Genomic DNA, 15,756 nt, shown 5'->3' with positions numbered 1-15,756 from the left:
ACAGAACAGTCTTGGAAGTGTTGTGGCGATCGGACGACCGCCACAACCGGTATGATTACAGGAGAAAATCGCCTGACCCCAGGTGGACGAGGCCGTGCAGCTGGATCTCGAAGTCATGAACGCCGTCGCCATTCAGGTCGCCCTGGACGATGGTAGAGTCGTTCGAGGTTCCAGCCCTGTCGTCATAGTGCCAGGCGAGCGCGCCAGCCTTATGGTCGAACGTGGCGTTTTCCTGCGCCTGGAAATGGAAGGCTCCGTCGCCCTTCGCAGAGCCGTTCGCATCGATCGCCGAGAGGTCGATCTTATCGACGCCGTGCCGGAAGTCGGTGATGAAGTCTCGGGTCGCTCCGCGGCCGGCTTCAGACGATGCCTTGAAGGCAAATACATCCGAGCCGGAGCCGCCGGTCATGACGTCCCTTCCGGCACCACCAACGATGACATCAGCACCGGCGCCGCCGTCCAGCTTGTCCGCGCCGGCTCCGCCATTGAGAACGTTGTGGCCGGTATTGCCGGTCAGCACGTCGGCGTAGCTGGAGCCAGTCAGGTTCTCGATGCTGACGAACTTGTCGCCGGCGGCATGCCCGCCCGATGCAGCTCCAGTCGCCAGGTTGACCTTGACCGCAGCGGAGCCCGCATAGGTGGCCGTGTCGCTGCCGCTACCGCCGTCGAGCAGGTCCGCGCCGGCGCCGCCCTTCAACACGTCGTTACCGCCGAGACCCTTCCAGGTTTCATTGCCGCCATTGGCCTGGCCCGTATGCGGCATGGTGTCGTTGCCGCTGGTGCCGGTATAGACCTTCGTCCCCGTGGTCGGCGTGCTCGGCTGAGACGGCGTGGACGGCGTTCCCGAAGTCGGGGGCGTGGACGGCGTTCCCGACGTCGGCGGTGTGGTTGGTTCACCCGAAGTCGGCGGTGTGGTTGGCGTTCCCGACGTCGGTGGCGTGGTTGGCGTACCCGAAGTCGGCGGCGTGGTTGGCGTCGACGGTGCCGAGCTGGAGCCCGACTCGTAGGCACCCATATCGACGGTTCCTACGACGCGATGGTCGCCGTCGAGGTCGACCGAGCTGACGCCGTACTTGCTGGTTCCGTGGTCGATCGCCGCCGAACCGGAGGCGAGGTGGAAGTCGCCGTTCGCTGCGCCTACGAATTTCGGGTCAACGCCGAGCTGGTTGCCGTTTGCCGTGCTTGGCATCGCGTTGCCGCCGTCGGTCTTGACCGAAGCCTGGCCGGCGGTGCCGTTGTAGGTGGTGTTGTTGGCCCAGACGACGTTGCTGTTGACGTAGCCGTTGGTCGACGTGTTATCGATCGCCGTGTTGTTCTTGTTCACCGACGGGTCGGCTACGGCAATGTTGTTGACCCAGGTGTTGTTGCTCGACGCCGAGTTGCTGAGTTCGCCGCGCCAGGTGCCGGTGTTCTGCGGGTCCTGATTGTTGTGGTACGCGGTGTTGTTCGACACAGTGACGGAGTCGCTCCAGGTTACCTGGATGCCTTTGCCGCCGTTCCCGTAGACGAGGTTGTTGTCGACCAGGGTCTTGAACGTGTAGTTCGGATGACCGCTCGTCTGGGTGCTCTGGAAATCATCGATGATGATGCCGTTGCCATCGGTGTGCTCGCCCGACTTCGTGACGTTGTCGTGCGAAATGTTGTTGCGCACGATGTTCCGGTAGCCGGTGTTCGAGGTATCGCCGGTAAGGTTCCGGTTCTCGTAGAGCGAGATGCCGGAGAACCAGCCCGATGACGCGTTATGGTAGGTCTCGTTCCCTTCGACCCTGACGAAGTCTGCTCCGTTGAACTGAATGCCAGACTCTCCGGCATCGTGAACCTTGTTGTTGAGCACGGAGACGTGATGGACGTTGTTCGCTTCGATGCCGTCGCCGGGGCCACCCTTGATGTCGAAGCCGTCGATCGTCACGTAATTGGCGTTGACGCTGATTGCGTTGTACGAGCCTGCGGGCGGCCGGATCAGCGCCCCACCGGGCACTTCCGAGCGCAGCGTGATGTCGCCTGCCGCCGAGCCGCTCTTATCGATGTTGATGCTCTCGTTGTATGTCCCCGCCTTCACCACGACCTCATCGCCGGGCTTCAGGTTAGCCGACATCGCCTCGCTGATAGTGCGGAAGGGAGACGAGGTACTGCCGTTGCCGCCGCTACTGCCGGCCGTTGATACGTAGTATGTCGTCATGTTCTTGTTCCTCAACCTTAGCGTTGTGTTTGCTGATTAGTATTTTTGGTTAATCAGTCGTTACGGCGGCGGTTTATAGGGCGACAATTTCGAGGGCGCAACAGCAACGGGGCAGTAAGTGCTTGAGAAATCATAGCCTTATTGCTGCCACATTATCCAAATCACTCCGAAGTTACGTTTTGAAATATTTGCGGAAATTGGACTTGCCCAAAATGGGGCAGTATAAATGTCTCGTACTCCGCGAATTAATCTTTTCGCAACTATTGCGACAAGCGTCCGTTGAAAACATTAGGAAAATCTGATGGGCGCGACCGGATTTCTCACGCCAAATGAGGAATCGACATTTTTTCAGATTTTTAACAATTTTGGGCAGCCTCGCCTTACGATAGGCACCAATCGAGACGGCAATGGAGGGGCATTGATCGTCGCACGGAACGAATCACTGCGCTCGGATTACCCGTCAAATTGCTCTCCCCGCTCAACCCATCCGGCAAGCGCCGCGCCGGCCTCGAAAGGTCACTGTCGCCGCCGATTTTTCCAAACTCCCGGTCTTTCCAAATCAATGTCCATCCATGCACAGCAACGTTCGCAAATTTGTCATATGGGCTGGTTAGAAGCGGGCGCCGGCGCAGCCGGTCAGCGGCGTCTCGGCGGATATGGCTGCCCGCATCTCTCTTTTCTGGAACCAGACCCATGCAGAACAACAGGCCAGTGATCATCGAGGGCGCCACCGTGGTATTCGGCGATCGTCTGGAAGCCGCCTCCGTGCGCGTCGAAGACGGGCGGATCTCCGCGATCGACGGCGCGCGCGACGGAGCCGATATCGTCGACGGACGCGGCCATCTGCTCGGGCCGGCTTTCGTGGATATTCATGGCGACGCCTTCGAGCGGCAGGTCATGCCGCGGCCGGGCACCATGCTGCCGGTCGCTGCCGCGCTGCTCGAAACCGACCGCCAGCTTGCCGCCAACGGCATTGCCACCGCCTATCATGCGCTGACGCTGAGCTGGGAGCCGGGGCTGCGCTCGGTCGAAACCGGTTATGCCATCGTGCGGGCGCTCGATGCGCTGACCCCGCGGCTGACGGTGGACAATCGCGTGCAGCTGCGCTGGGAAACCTTCTGCTTCGAGGCGATCGACCTCATTCGCGAGGCGCTTGCCGGTCCGCGCCTGCCGTCGATCGCCTTCAACGACCACACGTCGATGGTGATGCTGCATCCCTCGATACCATTGCAGGAACGGCCCTTCGACCTCGATCCGGCCTTCCCGACAGTCGATCCGACAACGCCTGCCTTCGCCGAGAAGATGGGCGAGCGGGCCAAACGGGCGAAAATCCCGGTCGCCGACATGGTGGCGCTGGTGCGGGACATGTGGGCGCTCCGCCCGCAGGTGCCCGAGGCGATCGAAGAGGTGGCCGCGCTTGGAAAGGCTGCCGGCGCGCCGATGCTCTCGCATGACGACAGCCAGATCGAAACGCGCGATTTCTTCCGCCAGCGCGGGGCGCGGATCTCGGAATTCCCGATGAACCGGCGGGTGGCGCGGGCCGCGCGCGATGCCGGCGATTTCATCGTCTTCGGCGCACCGAACGCCACGCGCGGCGGCAGTCATCTCGCCTCGATCGGGGCGGCCGACATGATCCGCGAAGGGCTCTGCGACATTCTCGCCTCCGACTATTATTATCCGGCCATGCTGCTTGGCCTCGCACGGCTGAAGGCCGATGGCGTGGCGCCGCTCCATGCGCTCTGGCCGCTCGTCTCAGGCAATCCGGCGCTCGCTTCCGGCCTTGCCGATCGCGGCGTGATCGAAGTCGGCAAGCGGGCGGATCTGGTGCTGGTCGACTGGCCGGAGGGTGGCGCGCCTGCCGTTCGCCGCACCTGGGTCGGCGGCCGCGAAGCCTATCGCGCTGCGCCCGCCGGCGAGCCGGCAATGGCCTGATAGCGGCGACGAAGCGCCAGGATTCGTTTCCGGTCGCGACGGTCTCGCAGCGATGCGTGAGCCTGTCCGGCTGGCAATCGTCACGCAGGCGGCGTCAGCCGTCGCGGACCGCTCATGCTTGATCGGCGGCGTGGTCGGTGTCGTAGCGCAGGCGGTTGTCTTCAATATTTCCCCGGTTTTCAGCCGCCCAGTCGGCAAGCTGCCGCACGGTTTCCGACAGGGAGTGCCCGAGCGGCGTCAGCCTGTATTCGACCTGCGGCGGGGTGCTGGGGCGGACGGTTCTTTCGATCATGCCGTCGCGTTCCAGCGTCTTCAGCGTGCGCGTCAGCATTTGTTGGGAGATGCCGCTCACCTGCCGCTTGAGCCCGTTGAACCTTTGAGCGTCCCGGCGAAGCACGACCACCACCTGGATAGTCCACTTGTCGCCGACCCGGCTCAGAATTTCGCTGACGCCTTTGCAGTCGGTTGCCGTCGGCCTGCCAGTCATATCCATCTGACCAACTCCCAAAGATATGCTTTTGACGGGCATTTTTAGGTCACATAAATGGCTGTGGTCAACAATCCGGACCTGGTCTCGCCGAGACGGGTCACCACCGGGAGACCACCATGAACCTCATCTATTATCCGGGCGCCTGCAGCCTTGCCGATCATATCGCGCTCATCGAGGCCGGGCTTTCGTACCGGCTCATCAGCATCAATCATGGGAAGAAGACGCAGGACGGCCGCGATTTCCTCTCGATCAATCCGAAAGGCTATATTCCTGCCCTCGAGCTGGAGGACGGAACGGTCCTGACCGAGAACCAGGTCATCCTCAACTATATCGCCGAGACGAGCGGCAGGCTCTTGCCTGAAGATCGTCTTCTTCGATGGCGGGTGCTGGAAGCGCTTGCCTTCATGTCATCCGAGATCCATCCCCGCTACCAGCCGTTCTTCAGGGATTTCCCGGAGCCGGAGAAGGCGCGTGCCCGCGAAAAGCTCGCGCAGGCCTTCGCCATCCTCGCCGATCAGATGGGTGACAGGACATTCCTCGTCGGCGACGAGTTGACGATCGCCGATTGTTATCTGTTCTGGGTGCTGATGGTTGCACCGAGGAGCGGCGTCGAGCTGCCGGACAGGCTTCGCAGGTCTCTCGACCGCATGCGGGCACTGCCCTCCGTGATCCAGGCCCTTGCCGAGGAAGGGCTCGGCTGAGTGCGGAGATTTCCGGCATTTGCAGACATGAGGAACTTTTGCTCGCGTGGATTGTTGGCTTGACGGCGCGCCCATCAGGAGAACAATCATGAAGCCTATCATTCTTGCCGGACTTGTCATGCTCGTCGCATCCCCCGTTCTTGCGCAGACGGCGGCGGAAAAAACCGGTGTCAATTCCGTCCTCGGCGTCGCGCCGAAGACGGAGGATTTCGTGGCAGAGGCCGCGACATCCGACATGTTCGAGATCGAATCCAGCAAGCTTGCGATCGAGCGCGCCGATGCGCCGACCAAGGCTTTCGCAGAGCAGATGGTCAAGGATCATCAGAAAACGACGGAGGAATTGAAGGCGCTGGTTTCCGGCGGCAAGGTGAATGCGACGATCCCGCCGACGATGACATCGGGGCAGCAGTCGATGCTCGACAAGCTCAAGAGCCTGCAGGGCGACGACTTCACCAAGCAATATCACTCCGACCAGGAAGACGCCCATGAGGACGCCGTCGATCTCTTCAAGCGCTATGGCGATGAGGGCGAGAATGCGGAGCTGAAGGCCTGGGCCGCCAAAACGCGCCCGGCGCTGGAACATCACCTGCAGATGGCGAAGGATTTGAACAAGTAAAGCATGAGGTGAGGGGCCGGGATAGAGATCCGGCCCTAATCCTTCCCGCCCCGTACCCTTCTCGCTCGTGAAGAGAGACCGCGCCGAGCTGTCGTCGGTCTGCCGGCGACTTCGGCCGTTGTGTATTGCGGTCAATACTAGGTTGAAGTTACCCGGCAAATCTTTAGGCTTCGCTGAAATAAAAGCGGAGACACGCAGATAATGATTGGCGACGCCGTTTCTTCGTTCGAGACCTTCGAAGACGTTGCCAGCGATGCGGGGATTTATACCTGGGATATTGTCAGGAACCTCGTCTTCGCAGACAGCGCGCTCGCCGAGCTTTTCGGCCTCGATCCCAACGCCACGGTGCGCGGCCTGCCGCTGGAAGACTATCTTGCGCGTGTGCACCCCGACGACCGGCCGGGATTGGCAAAGAAGATTTCGGAGGTGCTCGTCGCCGATATCGCGCAGCAGAGCACCTATCGCGTCCTGGGCAGGGACGGTCGGTACCGGATGGTAGCGGCTTTCGGCCGGGCCTTTCGCGATCAGAGCGGATCACCCGTGCTCTATTCCGGCATTGTCGTGCCGGCGGCCGAGCACGAGGATAAGGGACCGTTCGCGCATTAAAGCGCGTCGCGGTTCTTCATATCCGCTCTACGCTTTAAGCCATTGTCTCTTTGCGTTTATCATCGCAGAACCGCTGCTCACGTTTGCGCGATATGCGGTCGCCGACGATAAACAATAACATGCGGCAATGTGGCCGAATTGCCCGTTTCCCGGCCTTGCCGGCGGCCTCCTGATGGATTTGGCTGGTGCCGTATCCATCAACCGGAGCGCCAGCATGACCAGCCTTGACCGATGGATTGCTCATACGCCGATGTCCGACCCCGGCCATCACGCTGATATCATCGCCTCTTTTCCCGACGAGGTCGGGCATCTCGCCGGCATCGTACAGGGCCTCCTGGTGCATTCCAGCTGGCTCGCGGATTATGGTCTCGACGCGTCGAAGCTCGGGCCGTCCGCGCGGCAGACCCTGCCGATCGCCGAACGGCTTGCCGACATCCTGCAGCGTGACGACCGGCCCCTTGCACAGGCGCGACCGGCCGACAGGCGTTCCGTCGGAACATGCCGGGATTTCGCGCTCCTGCTCTGCGCCTTCCTGCGGGGCAAGGACGTTCCCGCCCGCGTGCGCTGCGGTTTCGCATCCTATTTTTCGATCGGATGGGAGGATCACTGGATCTGCGAATATCGCGACGGCAGATCCGGTGCCTGGAAGCTCGCCGACGCACAGATAGACGCGATGCTGAGAGACAAAAGACACATCGAATTCGACGCTGCCGACATGCCGCGCGACGTTTTTCTTATGGCGGGGGAGGCCTGGCTGAAGTGCCGGCGCGGGGAGGCGGAGCCTGCAAGCTTCGGGCATGGCAGCACGACGGGCCTGTGGTTCCTGAAGGTCAACGTCCTGCGCGACCACCACGTCCTGAACGGCCGCGTGACATCCGACTGGGATCGCTGGCGCGAGGCGCCCCAGGCAAGCCGGCAGGTACCGCAGGATGAGCTGGCATGGCTCGACGACCTCGCCGCCCGCCCAGAGCAGCCGCTGGTGGCGCGCAAGCCGGACTGGCTGGTCCAGGCAGACCGGTGGCTGGAGATACCGGCGGCGCTGGACGATCAAAAGACGAGAACCTAAAAGAGGTGACCCAAACCTGCCTTTCCACGGAGGAGAAAAATGAAACGTATCGAGATGGAGGTCAGCGGCGGCTGCCAGTGCGGCGCGGTGCGCTACCACGCAACCGCCATGCTCGACAATTCGCATCTCTGCCATTGCCGCATGTGCCAGAAAGCCTCGGGCAACATCTTTGCCGCGCTCGTCGCCGCGCCCGATGACGCGCTCACCTGGACACGCGGCAAACCGGATGTCTGGAAGAGCTCAGAGCTTGTCGAGCGCGGCTTCTGCGCCAATTGCGGCACACCATTGTTCTTCCACCACCTCGAAAACGGCCGCACCAACCTGATGATCGGTTCGCTCGACAATCCGCACGCCTTTCCGCCGCTCGCCAATACCTGCACCGAAAACATGGTGGCATGGTTCGATACGATCACGGGGATAGAAAATACCGGCCGGACCGAAGACAACGGCGCTGACTGGGCCGCGGCGATCAAGGAGAGCAGCAACCAGCACCCCGATCACGACACCACCTCATGGATGGTCAAGGGGGCGGCGGTGAGGGGGCGTGATTGAACCTCGGCCTCCAACTCTGATCGCATTGAATGACGCCAGAGCGATCGGCGGCGTGGGGCGGTTATCGGCCGCCCGAAGGAGATATCGAACCTCCTGTCCAATCAATGGGCATGACGAGCCGAGATAAGCGGTGAACTTTCAGATCGCTTCACCCAAGGGTCTCATCATCTCCACTCACATCAGCGCGCGTTGCCCACTGGCCGTAACCCATGACTATGTCGCTTCCGGCGCGCCTCCAGATCCGTCGTTCGTCTGCCACCACCTCAACTGAGTCTATGCACAAGGTACTGCCGTGCGCTTTGTGAAAAGCGGCCGGAAAGTGAAAACGACAAAGGTGAAACGCTCGCCTTGTATGTCAGACAATCGGGGAGGGCCTCATGGACAGCTACCGGAAATTGCTCGTTTTAGGGATGAACGATGCGATCAAGCAGGGCAGGATATCCCTTGCTGCCCCGCCCGGTAATGGTCCAACCGACGAGGATGGCCACCTGTTTGCCGATATTGCCGGATATCCGTCGGTGGTACTCTGGCAAAGCATCAGCTACGGCGAGCTGCGCGTTTCGGTCTGGTGGAACTACGACCATTCGAAACACCCTCAGGCCGAAGCCTCAGGGAACCAACGCGAGCGGTTCACGCTCACTATGCCTTTAGCCAACAGAGTCCGGTACCGGAAATTTGTAGGCGCGACCGCTAGCGCCTGGCTCGAGCGGCAAACCGCCAAGCATCTTATGGGTCATGGAAGACGCTTTGTATTCGACACCTATCTTCGGGCTGACATGAAGGAAAAACTTCATGCTCTTCCCGTTCCGAAACCGGAAGGCTATGAAGCCGAGGGGAAATTTTTCCTGTAGATTTCGCCGCGCCCGCGGATATCAACCCTGTCAGGACTATTGCCCGCCGGCAGATACGGCCAGAAACACCGCCCTCTGCGCCTCGAAGGCGCGCTGGTAAGCCGGGCGCGCTTGCCCGCGTGCGATATAGCCGCAGAGGTTTGGATATTCCGCCAGCAGGGCCGATCCTTCCATCCTCAAGAGCACCGAGATCATCAGCAGGTCGCCGGCGCTGAATGTTCCGTCCAGCCAGTCGGCATCGCCAAGCCGCCTGGAGAGTTCGCCGAGCCGCTTGCGGATGCGCCTTTCGACATGGGCCAGGCGCTCGTCGTACCAGCTCTCCGTGCCCTCTTCGAATCTGGCGGTTTCACGGTCGACGATGACGGGTTCCATCGTGGAGACGGCGGCGAAGATCCAGGCGATGGCGCGGGCGCGGGCGTTGGCATCGTCGGGCAACAGGCCCGGATGGCGCTCGGCGATGTGCAGGATGATTGCGCCGGATTCGAAGAGGGCAAGACCGCCTTCCTCATAGGTCGGGATCTGCCCGAAAGGCTGAAGCGCCAGATGAGCGGGCTGCTTCATCTCCTTGAAAGAGACGAGGCGGACCTCATAAGGCAGCCCCACTTCTTCGAGCGCCCAGCGAACGCGCATGTCGCGCGCCAGACCTCTGCCGCGGTCGGGCGAGTTTTCGAATGCGGTAATGGTAATCGTCATGATCGTTCTCCTCGGCCTGTCTGTCTCCTAGACGGGCGGGTGGGCCGGAATCCGACAGCCGATGCCCGAAATAATCCCCGCCCGGGTTCAAGCGGAGCGGCCCCGGTCACCCTTGCGACGGTTGCCGGAAGGGGCACTGCTGCGGCAGTGGATTCAGTATCTTCGGCTACCTGCTTTGATCTGTGTCAAGGACCACCGGGCGAGCGTGCGATACATATTCTCCAACCGACTCCGCCATGCGGTCGCGATGGCGGATGGACACACATGAGGGGTTGTGGCAATCTGATCCGCAACTCTAGGAGGACTTTTGGCTCAAATCACGGATTCTGTCGCAGAGTTCAGGAGGAAGCGCAGGCGCGAGCTGCTGACCTTCGCCGTGCTCGCTTTCGGAATCTGGCCGGTGGTCGCCGTCGGGGTCGTCGGCGGTTACGGTTTTGCGGTCTGGATGTACCAGATCGTGTACGGGCCGCCAGGACCTCATGACGTCAAGGCCGCGCCTCCAGGCTCGGCAGAGTGAGGATCTCCAATGGTTCTCTCGACTCGCACTCGGCGCGGTTTTCTCACAGGCAGTTCCTCGGACGATCCGGCCGCGATCTTCCCTCCCGAGAGGATGCTTCCTCCCGGAGCGACTGAAACATCCGTTCGAAGCTGTTCGGGCTGCGGCGCCTGCGTCGAAGCCTGCCCCACGAAGATCATTTCGATCCGGTCGGGCGCTCCCACCGTGGATTTCCGGCTTGGGGAATGCACCTTTTGCGGCCAGTGCGCGGAACGATGTCCCGAGGATGTCTTTCCGGCCGGTACCGCCGACAGCTTTGCCCATCATGCTGTTATCGATGACGGGTGCCTCGCCAATAATTATGTCGACTGTCAGGCCTGCCGCGACAGCTGTCCGGTCGGCGCCATCCGGTTCTGGCCGCGGCTCGGCGGGCCGTTCGTTCCCGAGCTCGATGCGCATGCCTGTACGGGATGCGGCGCCTGCATTTCGGTCTGTCCGGCCGATGCAATCGCGATGAAACCCCGCCATCGGGAGGCAACCCATGTCTGACAGCCGCCATCACGTCTCCAGCGCCGTCGTCGTCACCCGTCCGGAACTGACCGAAGATGTCGCAGCGCGTCTGGCGGCAATCGAGGGGGTGGAGGTTCACGCTACGGGAGCGGGCAAGATCGTCATTGTGATCGAAGGGCCGCATTCCAGCGTGCTCGGGGAAACGCTCATCGGCATCTCGGCAATGGACGGCGTGCTCGCCGCCCATATGGTTTTCGAACAGGCATTGGAAATGAAGGAGACGATCGATGACGACCGAACTCACGCGGCGTGATCTCCTGAAGGCGCAGGCCGCGGCGATCGCGGCTGCGACCGCCGGTATCGCCGCGCCCGCTTCGGCCCAGTCGGTGCCCGGCGGGGTGGCGGCGCTGGAGATCAAATGGTCCAAGGCGCCTTGCCGCTTCTGCGGCACCGGCTGCGGCGTCATGGTGGGCGTGAAGGAGAACCAGGTCGTCGCGACCCATGGCGACATGGAGGCGGAGGTCAACAGGGGCCTCAACTGCGTCAAGGGCTATTTCCTCTCCAAGATTATGTACGGCAAGGACCGGCTGACGAGCCCGCTGCTGCGCAAGCGGGACGGCATCTATGCCAAGGACGGCGAGTTCGAACCCGTCACCTGGGAAGAAGCCTTCGACGTGATGGCGGCGCAGGCCAAGCGCGTGCTGAAGGAAAAGGGGCCGACGGCGCTCGGCATGTTCGGCTCCGGCCAGTGGACGATTTTCGAAGGCTATGCCGCCACAAAACTGATGCGGGCTGGCTTCCGCTCCAACAATCTCGATCCCAACGCGCGCCACTGCATGGCTTCGGCGGCGGTCGCCTTCATGCGCACCTTCGGCATGGACGAGCCGATGGGATGCTACGACGATTTCGAAAACGCCGACGCCTTCGTGCTCTGGGGCTCGAACATGGCGGAGATGCATCCGATCCTCTGGACGCGCGTCGCCGACCGGCGGCTGGGGCACGAGCATGTCAAGGTCGCGGTGCTCTCCACCTTCACGCATCGCAGCATGGATCTCGCCGACATTCCCCTGATCTTCAAGCCGGGGACGGACCTCGCGATCCTGAACTACATCGCCAACCACATCATCCAGACCGGCCGCGTCAACCAGGATTTCGTGGACAAGCATGCGAAGTTCATGAAAGGCACGACCGATATCGGCTATGGCCTGCGTCCCGACAACCCGCTGGAAATGAAGGCCAAGGGTGTCGCCGACGCCGCCAAGATGGAGCCGATCGATTTCGAGGCCTTCAAGGCCATGGTCTCCGAATATACGCTCGAAAAGGCGGTCGAGCTTTCGGGCGTCGACAGCGCCTTCCTGGAACAGCTCGCGGAACTCTACGCCGATCCCAAAACCAAGGTCATGTCGCTCTGGACCATGGGCTTCAACCAGCATGTGCGCGGCGTGTGGGCGAACCAGATGGTCTATAATCTGCACCTGCTCACGGGCAAGATTTCGGAGCCCGGCAACAGCCCGTTTTCGCTGACGGGACAGCCGTCGGCCTGCGGCACGGCCCGCGAGGTCGGTACCTTTGCCCACCGGCTGCCGGCCGACATGGTCGTCACCAATCCGGAGCATCGCAAGCACGCCGAGGAAATATGGAAGCTGCCGGACGGGCTGCTGCCGGACAAGCCCGGTTATCATGCCGTCGAGCAGGATCGCATGCTGCATGACGGCAAGCTGAATTTCTACTGGGTGCAGGTCAACAACAACGTCCAGGCCGCGCCGAACACCAGCAATGAGACCTATAAGGGATATCGCAATCCCGACAATTTCATCGTCGTCTCGGACGCCTATCCGACCGTGACCGCCATGAGCGCCGATCTGGTTCTGCCGGCGGCCATGTGGGTGGAGAAGGAGGGCGCCTACGGCAATGCCGAACGGCGCACGCATGTCTGGCACCAGCTGGTCAACGCGCCGGGCGAGGCCCGCTCGGACCTCTGGCAGCTGGTGGAGTTTTCCAAGCGCTTCACCACCGATGAGGTCTGGCCCGCCGACATCCTCGATAAGAACCCGGACTACAAGGGCAAGACGCTCTACCAGGTGCTCTTCCAGAACGGGAAGGTGGACGAATTCCCCTTGTCGGACGTCTCGCCGGACTATGAGAACCGGGAGGCCAAGGCCTTCGGTTTCTACATCCAGAAGGGGCTGTTCGAGGAATATGCCGAGTTCGGCCGCGGGCATGGGCATGATCTGGCGCCTTACGATATGTACCATCAGGTGCGCGGCCTGCGCTGGCCGGTGGTCGACGGCAAGGAGACGCGGTGGCGCTATCGCGAAGGCTACGATCCCTATGTCAAGCCAGGCGAGGGGCTGAAATTCTACGGGCAGAAGGACGGCCGCGCGGTCATCCTGGCGGTGCCCTACGAGCCGCCTGCGGAGTCGCCCGATGACGAGTTTAATTTCTGGCTCGTGACCGGCCGCGTCCTCGAACACTGGCATTCGGGTTCGATGACGATGCGCGTTCCCGAGCTCTACAGGGCGTTTCCCGGCGCGCGCTGTTTCATGAATGGTGATGACGCCCGGAAGATGGGCTTCAATCAGGGGGCGGAGGTGCGCATCCAGTCCCGGCGCGGCGAGATCATCAGCCGCGTGGAAATCCGCGGGCGCAACCGGATGCCGCATGGCGTGATCTTCGTCCCGTGGTTCGACGCCAGCCAGCTGATCAATAAGGTCACGCTCGACGCGACCGACCCCATCTCCAAGCAGACGGATTTCAAAAAATGCGCAGTCAAGCTTCTTCCCGTTGTCTGACCCGTCGCCGCTTGATCATGGCGCGCCTGATCACGAGGCGCGTCTGGGCAATCGCAGCCGTCGCCCTTCTCATGCTCACCGGCACCGTCACGCTGGCGCAGATGGTGCCCTCCCTGTCGGGCAGCGAGAACCCGATGGAGAACAAGGAGGCGAAGCCGGTTCCCAAATGGGTCGTCGATGACGTCAGGAAGATGCGGAACTATCCGGACCAGCCGCCGATCATCCCCCATTCGATCGAGGGCTATCAGCTGACGGTGAATGCCAATCGCTGCCTGTCCTGCCATCGCCGCGAGCTGACCGAAGGCTCGGGCGCGCCGATGATCAGCGTCACCCATTACATGACCCGCGAAGGGCAGATGCTGGCCGACGTCTCGCCCAGGCGGTATTTCTGCACCGCCTGCCACGTGCCCCAGGCGGATGCGAAGCCGCTGGTGCCGAACACCTTCAAGGACATGAGCGAGCTGGGCTTCAAGCCTGCGGGAAGCGAGCAATGACCGGCAGGATCAAGGCGATAGTCCTCTGGTGCTGGCGCTTGCTGCGTACGCCGGCGGCGACACTCAGCCTGGCTTTCCTGACGCTCGGCGGCTTCGTCGGCGGCGTCATGTTCTGGGGCGCATTCAATACCGCGCTCGAGATGACCAATACCGAAGCCTTCTGCACCAGCTGCCATGAAATGCGGACGAACGTCTACGAGGAGCTGAGCCGCACGGTTCACTTCTCCAACCGCTCGGGCGTTCGCGCCACGTGCCCCGACTGCCATGTGCCGCACCAATGGACCAATAAGATCGCCCGCAAGATGCAGGCGTCGAAGGAAGTCTGGGGCAAGATATTCGGGACGATCAACACGCGCGAGAAATTCCTCGACAAGCGGCTGGAACTCGCCGAGCACGAATGGGCGCGGCTGAAGGCCAATGACAGCCTGGAATGCCGCAACTGCCACTCGATGGGCGCCATGGACCTGACGAAACAAACGGTGCGCGCGGCCGAGATCCACACGCGTTACCTGCTGCCGGGCAAGGCGACCTGCATCGATTGCCACAAGGGCATCGCCCATGAGCTACCGAACATGGAAGGCGTCGATCCGGGCTGGAAGGTGCCGGCGGAACTGATGGGCAAGACGGCCGATCTTGGATGGCATGACCGGGCCAAGCTCGCGGCCTATCTCGGCACAGCCGATGCGGTGGCCGTCAACGACTGAGGGCTGCCGCCTTTGCCGGAAATTCCCGGGGAGGGCAGGGCATGCGTCATGCCCTAACCGTCTGAAAGCGGACGAATTTCTGCTGGTGAGCGGAACGTTTTGCCCCGCACCTGCGTTTCGGCGCCATGAAGTACGGGCAGCCTCTCCCTCCGCCGGCCGTTTCCCCGCAGGTCGGCAAAATCATCGAAACCGGTCGCGAGCAGATCCATATGCTCGAAAGCGGAAGCGCAGATGGAAATCCCGTCGTGCTGCTGCACGGCTGCGGCAGTATCGCCGAGGAGGTGATGATGCCGTTTGCCGAGAGCGGCTTCAATATCATCGCGCCCGACAGGCCGGGTTACGGTTTTAGCCAGTCATTGCCGGCCGGCGAGCGCGGTCCGCTTGGCCAGTCCTTCTGGCTCCAACGCTTCCTGGAGGCGCTGGATCATGAAAAGGTCGTGCTCGCCGCCCATTCGATCGGCTGCGCGCCGGCGCTGCATCTTTCGGTCCGCAGGCCGGATCTCGTGAAAGGGCTGTTGCTGATTTCGCCGTGCTGCCGGCCGGTTCCCTTCAAGCCGTTCATCGTGCTGCGCAGTGCCATGGCGCCATTCGTCGGCTCGGTCATCCGCCAGCATGTGATCGCCCGCTGGTCGTCCTATTTCCTCGAGCGCGGCCTGCGCGCCTCTTCCTGTCCCAATCCGGTGACATCGGAGCTTTCTTCCCTGCCGGCCATGCATATGGTCAATGCCGCCTCGGTCGCCACCATGGCCGAGGAGCTCTGGGCCTTCAACGGCGACATGGAGCCGCTTGAAAACCTGCCGGCCGATCTGCCGCTCTCCATCCTCTTCGGACGCGAAGACCGGGTCATCGAGCCCCGCTGGCATCTCGACTGGCTCCGCGAGAGGCATCCCGCGGCAAAGATCGAACTGCTCGATGGTGTCGGCCATATGCCGCACCATGTCTCGCGCGATCTGGCGTTGACGATGCTGGGTGATCTCGCAGGCAGGGCGCCGGCCGAAACAGGCGAGGGCGTCCTGTCTGTCAATGTAGTCGTTTAGGCCAAAAGGCAGGGTGCAAAAAAGACCCGCCGCGAGG

Annotated in this window: 18 protein-coding genes; 15 read left to right on the top strand and 3 right to left on the bottom strand. The window is 62.1% G+C overall.

Annotated elements, in window-relative coordinates:
* Positions 1 to 55: 55 nt before the first annotated feature.
* Positions 56 to 2,179: a M10 family metallopeptidase C-terminal domain-containing protein gene (locus EV281_RS05690; protein WP_132651920.1), complete on the bottom strand. Its 2,124-nt coding sequence runs from the start codon at positions 2,177 to 2,179 to the stop codon at positions 56 to 58.
* A 301-nt stretch (positions 2,180 to 2,480) separates the two neighbouring features.
* Here EV281_RS05690 and EV281_RS05685 point away from each other — a divergent pair, with 301 nt between their 5' ends.
* On the top strand, positions 2,481 to 2,894 hold the full coding sequence (locus EV281_RS05685) for a hypothetical protein (protein ID WP_132651919.1): 414 nt from the start codon (positions 2,481 to 2,483) through the stop codon (positions 2,892 to 2,894).
* The gene (locus EV281_RS05680) at positions 2,873 to 4,111 is read left to right on the top strand and encodes an alpha-D-ribose 1-methylphosphonate 5-triphosphate diphosphatase (protein ID WP_132651918.1); all 1,239 of its coding nucleotides are present in this window, start codon (positions 2,873 to 2,875) and stop codon (positions 4,109 to 4,111) included. Before EV281_RS05685 ends, EV281_RS05680 begins: the two co-directional genes overlap by 22 nt.
* A gap of 112 nt (positions 4,112 to 4,223) precedes the next feature.
* On the opposite strand, the gene EV281_RS05675 is transcribed toward EV281_RS05680, so the two are convergent.
* Positions 4,224 to 4,604, bottom strand: a complete 381-nt coding sequence (locus tag EV281_RS05675) for a helix-turn-helix domain-containing protein (protein ID WP_132651917.1) — start codon at positions 4,602 to 4,604, stop codon at positions 4,224 to 4,226.
* A 113-nt stretch (positions 4,605 to 4,717) separates the two neighbouring features.
* Here EV281_RS05675 and EV281_RS05670 point away from each other — a divergent pair, with 113 nt between their 5' ends.
* From EV281_RS05670 to EV281_RS05645, 6 genes are all read left to right on the top strand, one after another.
* Positions 4,718 to 5,302: a glutathione binding-like protein gene (locus EV281_RS05670; protein ID WP_132651916.1), complete on the top strand. Its 585-nt coding sequence runs from the start codon at positions 4,718 to 4,720 to the stop codon at positions 5,300 to 5,302.
* Positions 5,303 to 5,390: 88 nt separating this feature from the next.
* On the top strand, positions 5,391 to 5,918 hold the full coding sequence (locus EV281_RS05665; RefSeq protein ID WP_132651915.1) for a DUF4142 domain-containing protein: 528 nt from the start codon (positions 5,391 to 5,393) through the stop codon (positions 5,916 to 5,918).
* 201 nt (positions 5,919 to 6,119) lie between these two features.
* On the top strand, positions 6,120 to 6,524 hold the full coding sequence (locus EV281_RS05660) for a PAS domain-containing protein (protein ID WP_132651914.1): 405 nt from the start codon (positions 6,120 to 6,122) through the stop codon (positions 6,522 to 6,524).
* A 214-nt stretch (positions 6,525 to 6,738) separates the two neighbouring features.
* Entirely contained in the window at positions 6,739 to 7,590 is an 852-nt protein-coding gene (locus tag EV281_RS05655; RefSeq protein WP_132651913.1) for a transglutaminase domain-containing protein, read from the top strand.
* Between the two features lie 39 nt (positions 7,591 to 7,629).
* Complete coding sequence (locus EV281_RS05650; protein ID WP_132651912.1) at positions 7,630 to 8,142, top strand: GFA family protein; 513 nt, start codon at positions 7,630 to 7,632, stop codon at positions 8,140 to 8,142.
* A 377-nt stretch (positions 8,143 to 8,519) separates the two neighbouring features.
* Positions 8,520 to 8,993: a hypothetical protein gene (locus tag EV281_RS05645; RefSeq protein WP_132651911.1), complete on the top strand. Its 474-nt coding sequence runs from the start codon at positions 8,520 to 8,522 to the stop codon at positions 8,991 to 8,993.
* A gap of 36 nt (positions 8,994 to 9,029) precedes the next feature.
* Here the strand turns inward: EV281_RS05645 and EV281_RS05640 are convergent, their stop codons facing one another.
* The gene (locus EV281_RS05640) at positions 9,030 to 9,686 is read right to left on the bottom strand and encodes a glutathione S-transferase family protein (protein ID WP_132651910.1); all 657 of its coding nucleotides are present in this window, start codon (positions 9,684 to 9,686) and stop codon (positions 9,030 to 9,032) included.
* A 307-nt stretch (positions 9,687 to 9,993) separates the two neighbouring features.
* Here EV281_RS05640 and napE point away from each other — a divergent pair, with 307 nt between their 5' ends.
* From napE to EV281_RS05605, 7 genes are all read left to right on the top strand, one after another.
* The gene (gene napE, locus EV281_RS05635; RefSeq protein WP_132651909.1) at positions 9,994 to 10,203 is read left to right on the top strand and encodes a periplasmic nitrate reductase, NapE protein; all 210 of its coding nucleotides are present in this window, start codon (positions 9,994 to 9,996) and stop codon (positions 10,201 to 10,203) included.
* Between the two features lie 9 nt (positions 10,204 to 10,212).
* Entirely contained in the window at positions 10,213 to 10,731 is a 519-nt protein-coding gene (locus EV281_RS05630) for a ferredoxin-type protein NapF (protein ID WP_132651908.1), read from the top strand.
* The gene (locus EV281_RS05625; RefSeq protein WP_132651907.1) at positions 10,724 to 11,005 is read left to right on the top strand and encodes a chaperone NapD; all 282 of its coding nucleotides are present in this window, start codon (positions 10,724 to 10,726) and stop codon (positions 11,003 to 11,005) included. Before EV281_RS05630 ends, EV281_RS05625 begins: the two co-directional genes overlap by 8 nt.
* On the top strand, positions 10,980 to 13,484 hold the full coding sequence (gene napA, locus EV281_RS05620; protein ID WP_132651906.1) for a periplasmic nitrate reductase subunit alpha: 2,505 nt from the start codon (positions 10,980 to 10,982) through the stop codon (positions 13,482 to 13,484). Before EV281_RS05625 ends, napA begins: the two co-directional genes overlap by 26 nt.
* A 101-nt stretch (positions 13,485 to 13,585) precedes the next feature.
* Entirely contained in the window at positions 13,586 to 13,978 is a 393-nt protein-coding gene (locus EV281_RS05615; RefSeq protein ID WP_245508233.1) for a nitrate reductase cytochrome c-type subunit, read from the top strand.
* Positions 13,975 to 14,682: a NapC/NirT family cytochrome c gene (locus tag EV281_RS05610; RefSeq protein WP_132651905.1), complete on the top strand. Its 708-nt coding sequence runs from the start codon at positions 13,975 to 13,977 to the stop codon at positions 14,680 to 14,682. Before EV281_RS05615 ends, EV281_RS05610 begins: the two co-directional genes overlap by 4 nt.
* A 209-nt stretch (positions 14,683 to 14,891) precedes the next feature.
* The gene (locus EV281_RS05605) at positions 14,892 to 15,719 is read left to right on the top strand and encodes an alpha/beta hydrolase (protein WP_245508220.1); all 828 of its coding nucleotides are present in this window, start codon (positions 14,892 to 14,894) and stop codon (positions 15,717 to 15,719) included.
* Positions 15,720 to 15,756 lie beyond the last annotated feature (37 nt).

Origin of the sequence: Rhizobium sp. BK418 (genome assembly GCF_004341105.1) — a bacterium.
Taxonomy (GTDB): Bacteria; Pseudomonadota; Alphaproteobacteria; order Rhizobiales; family Rhizobiaceae; genus Rhizobium.
Note: the sequence above shows the minus strand (reverse complement) of the source record. Positions and strands in the feature narration are given on the sequence as shown.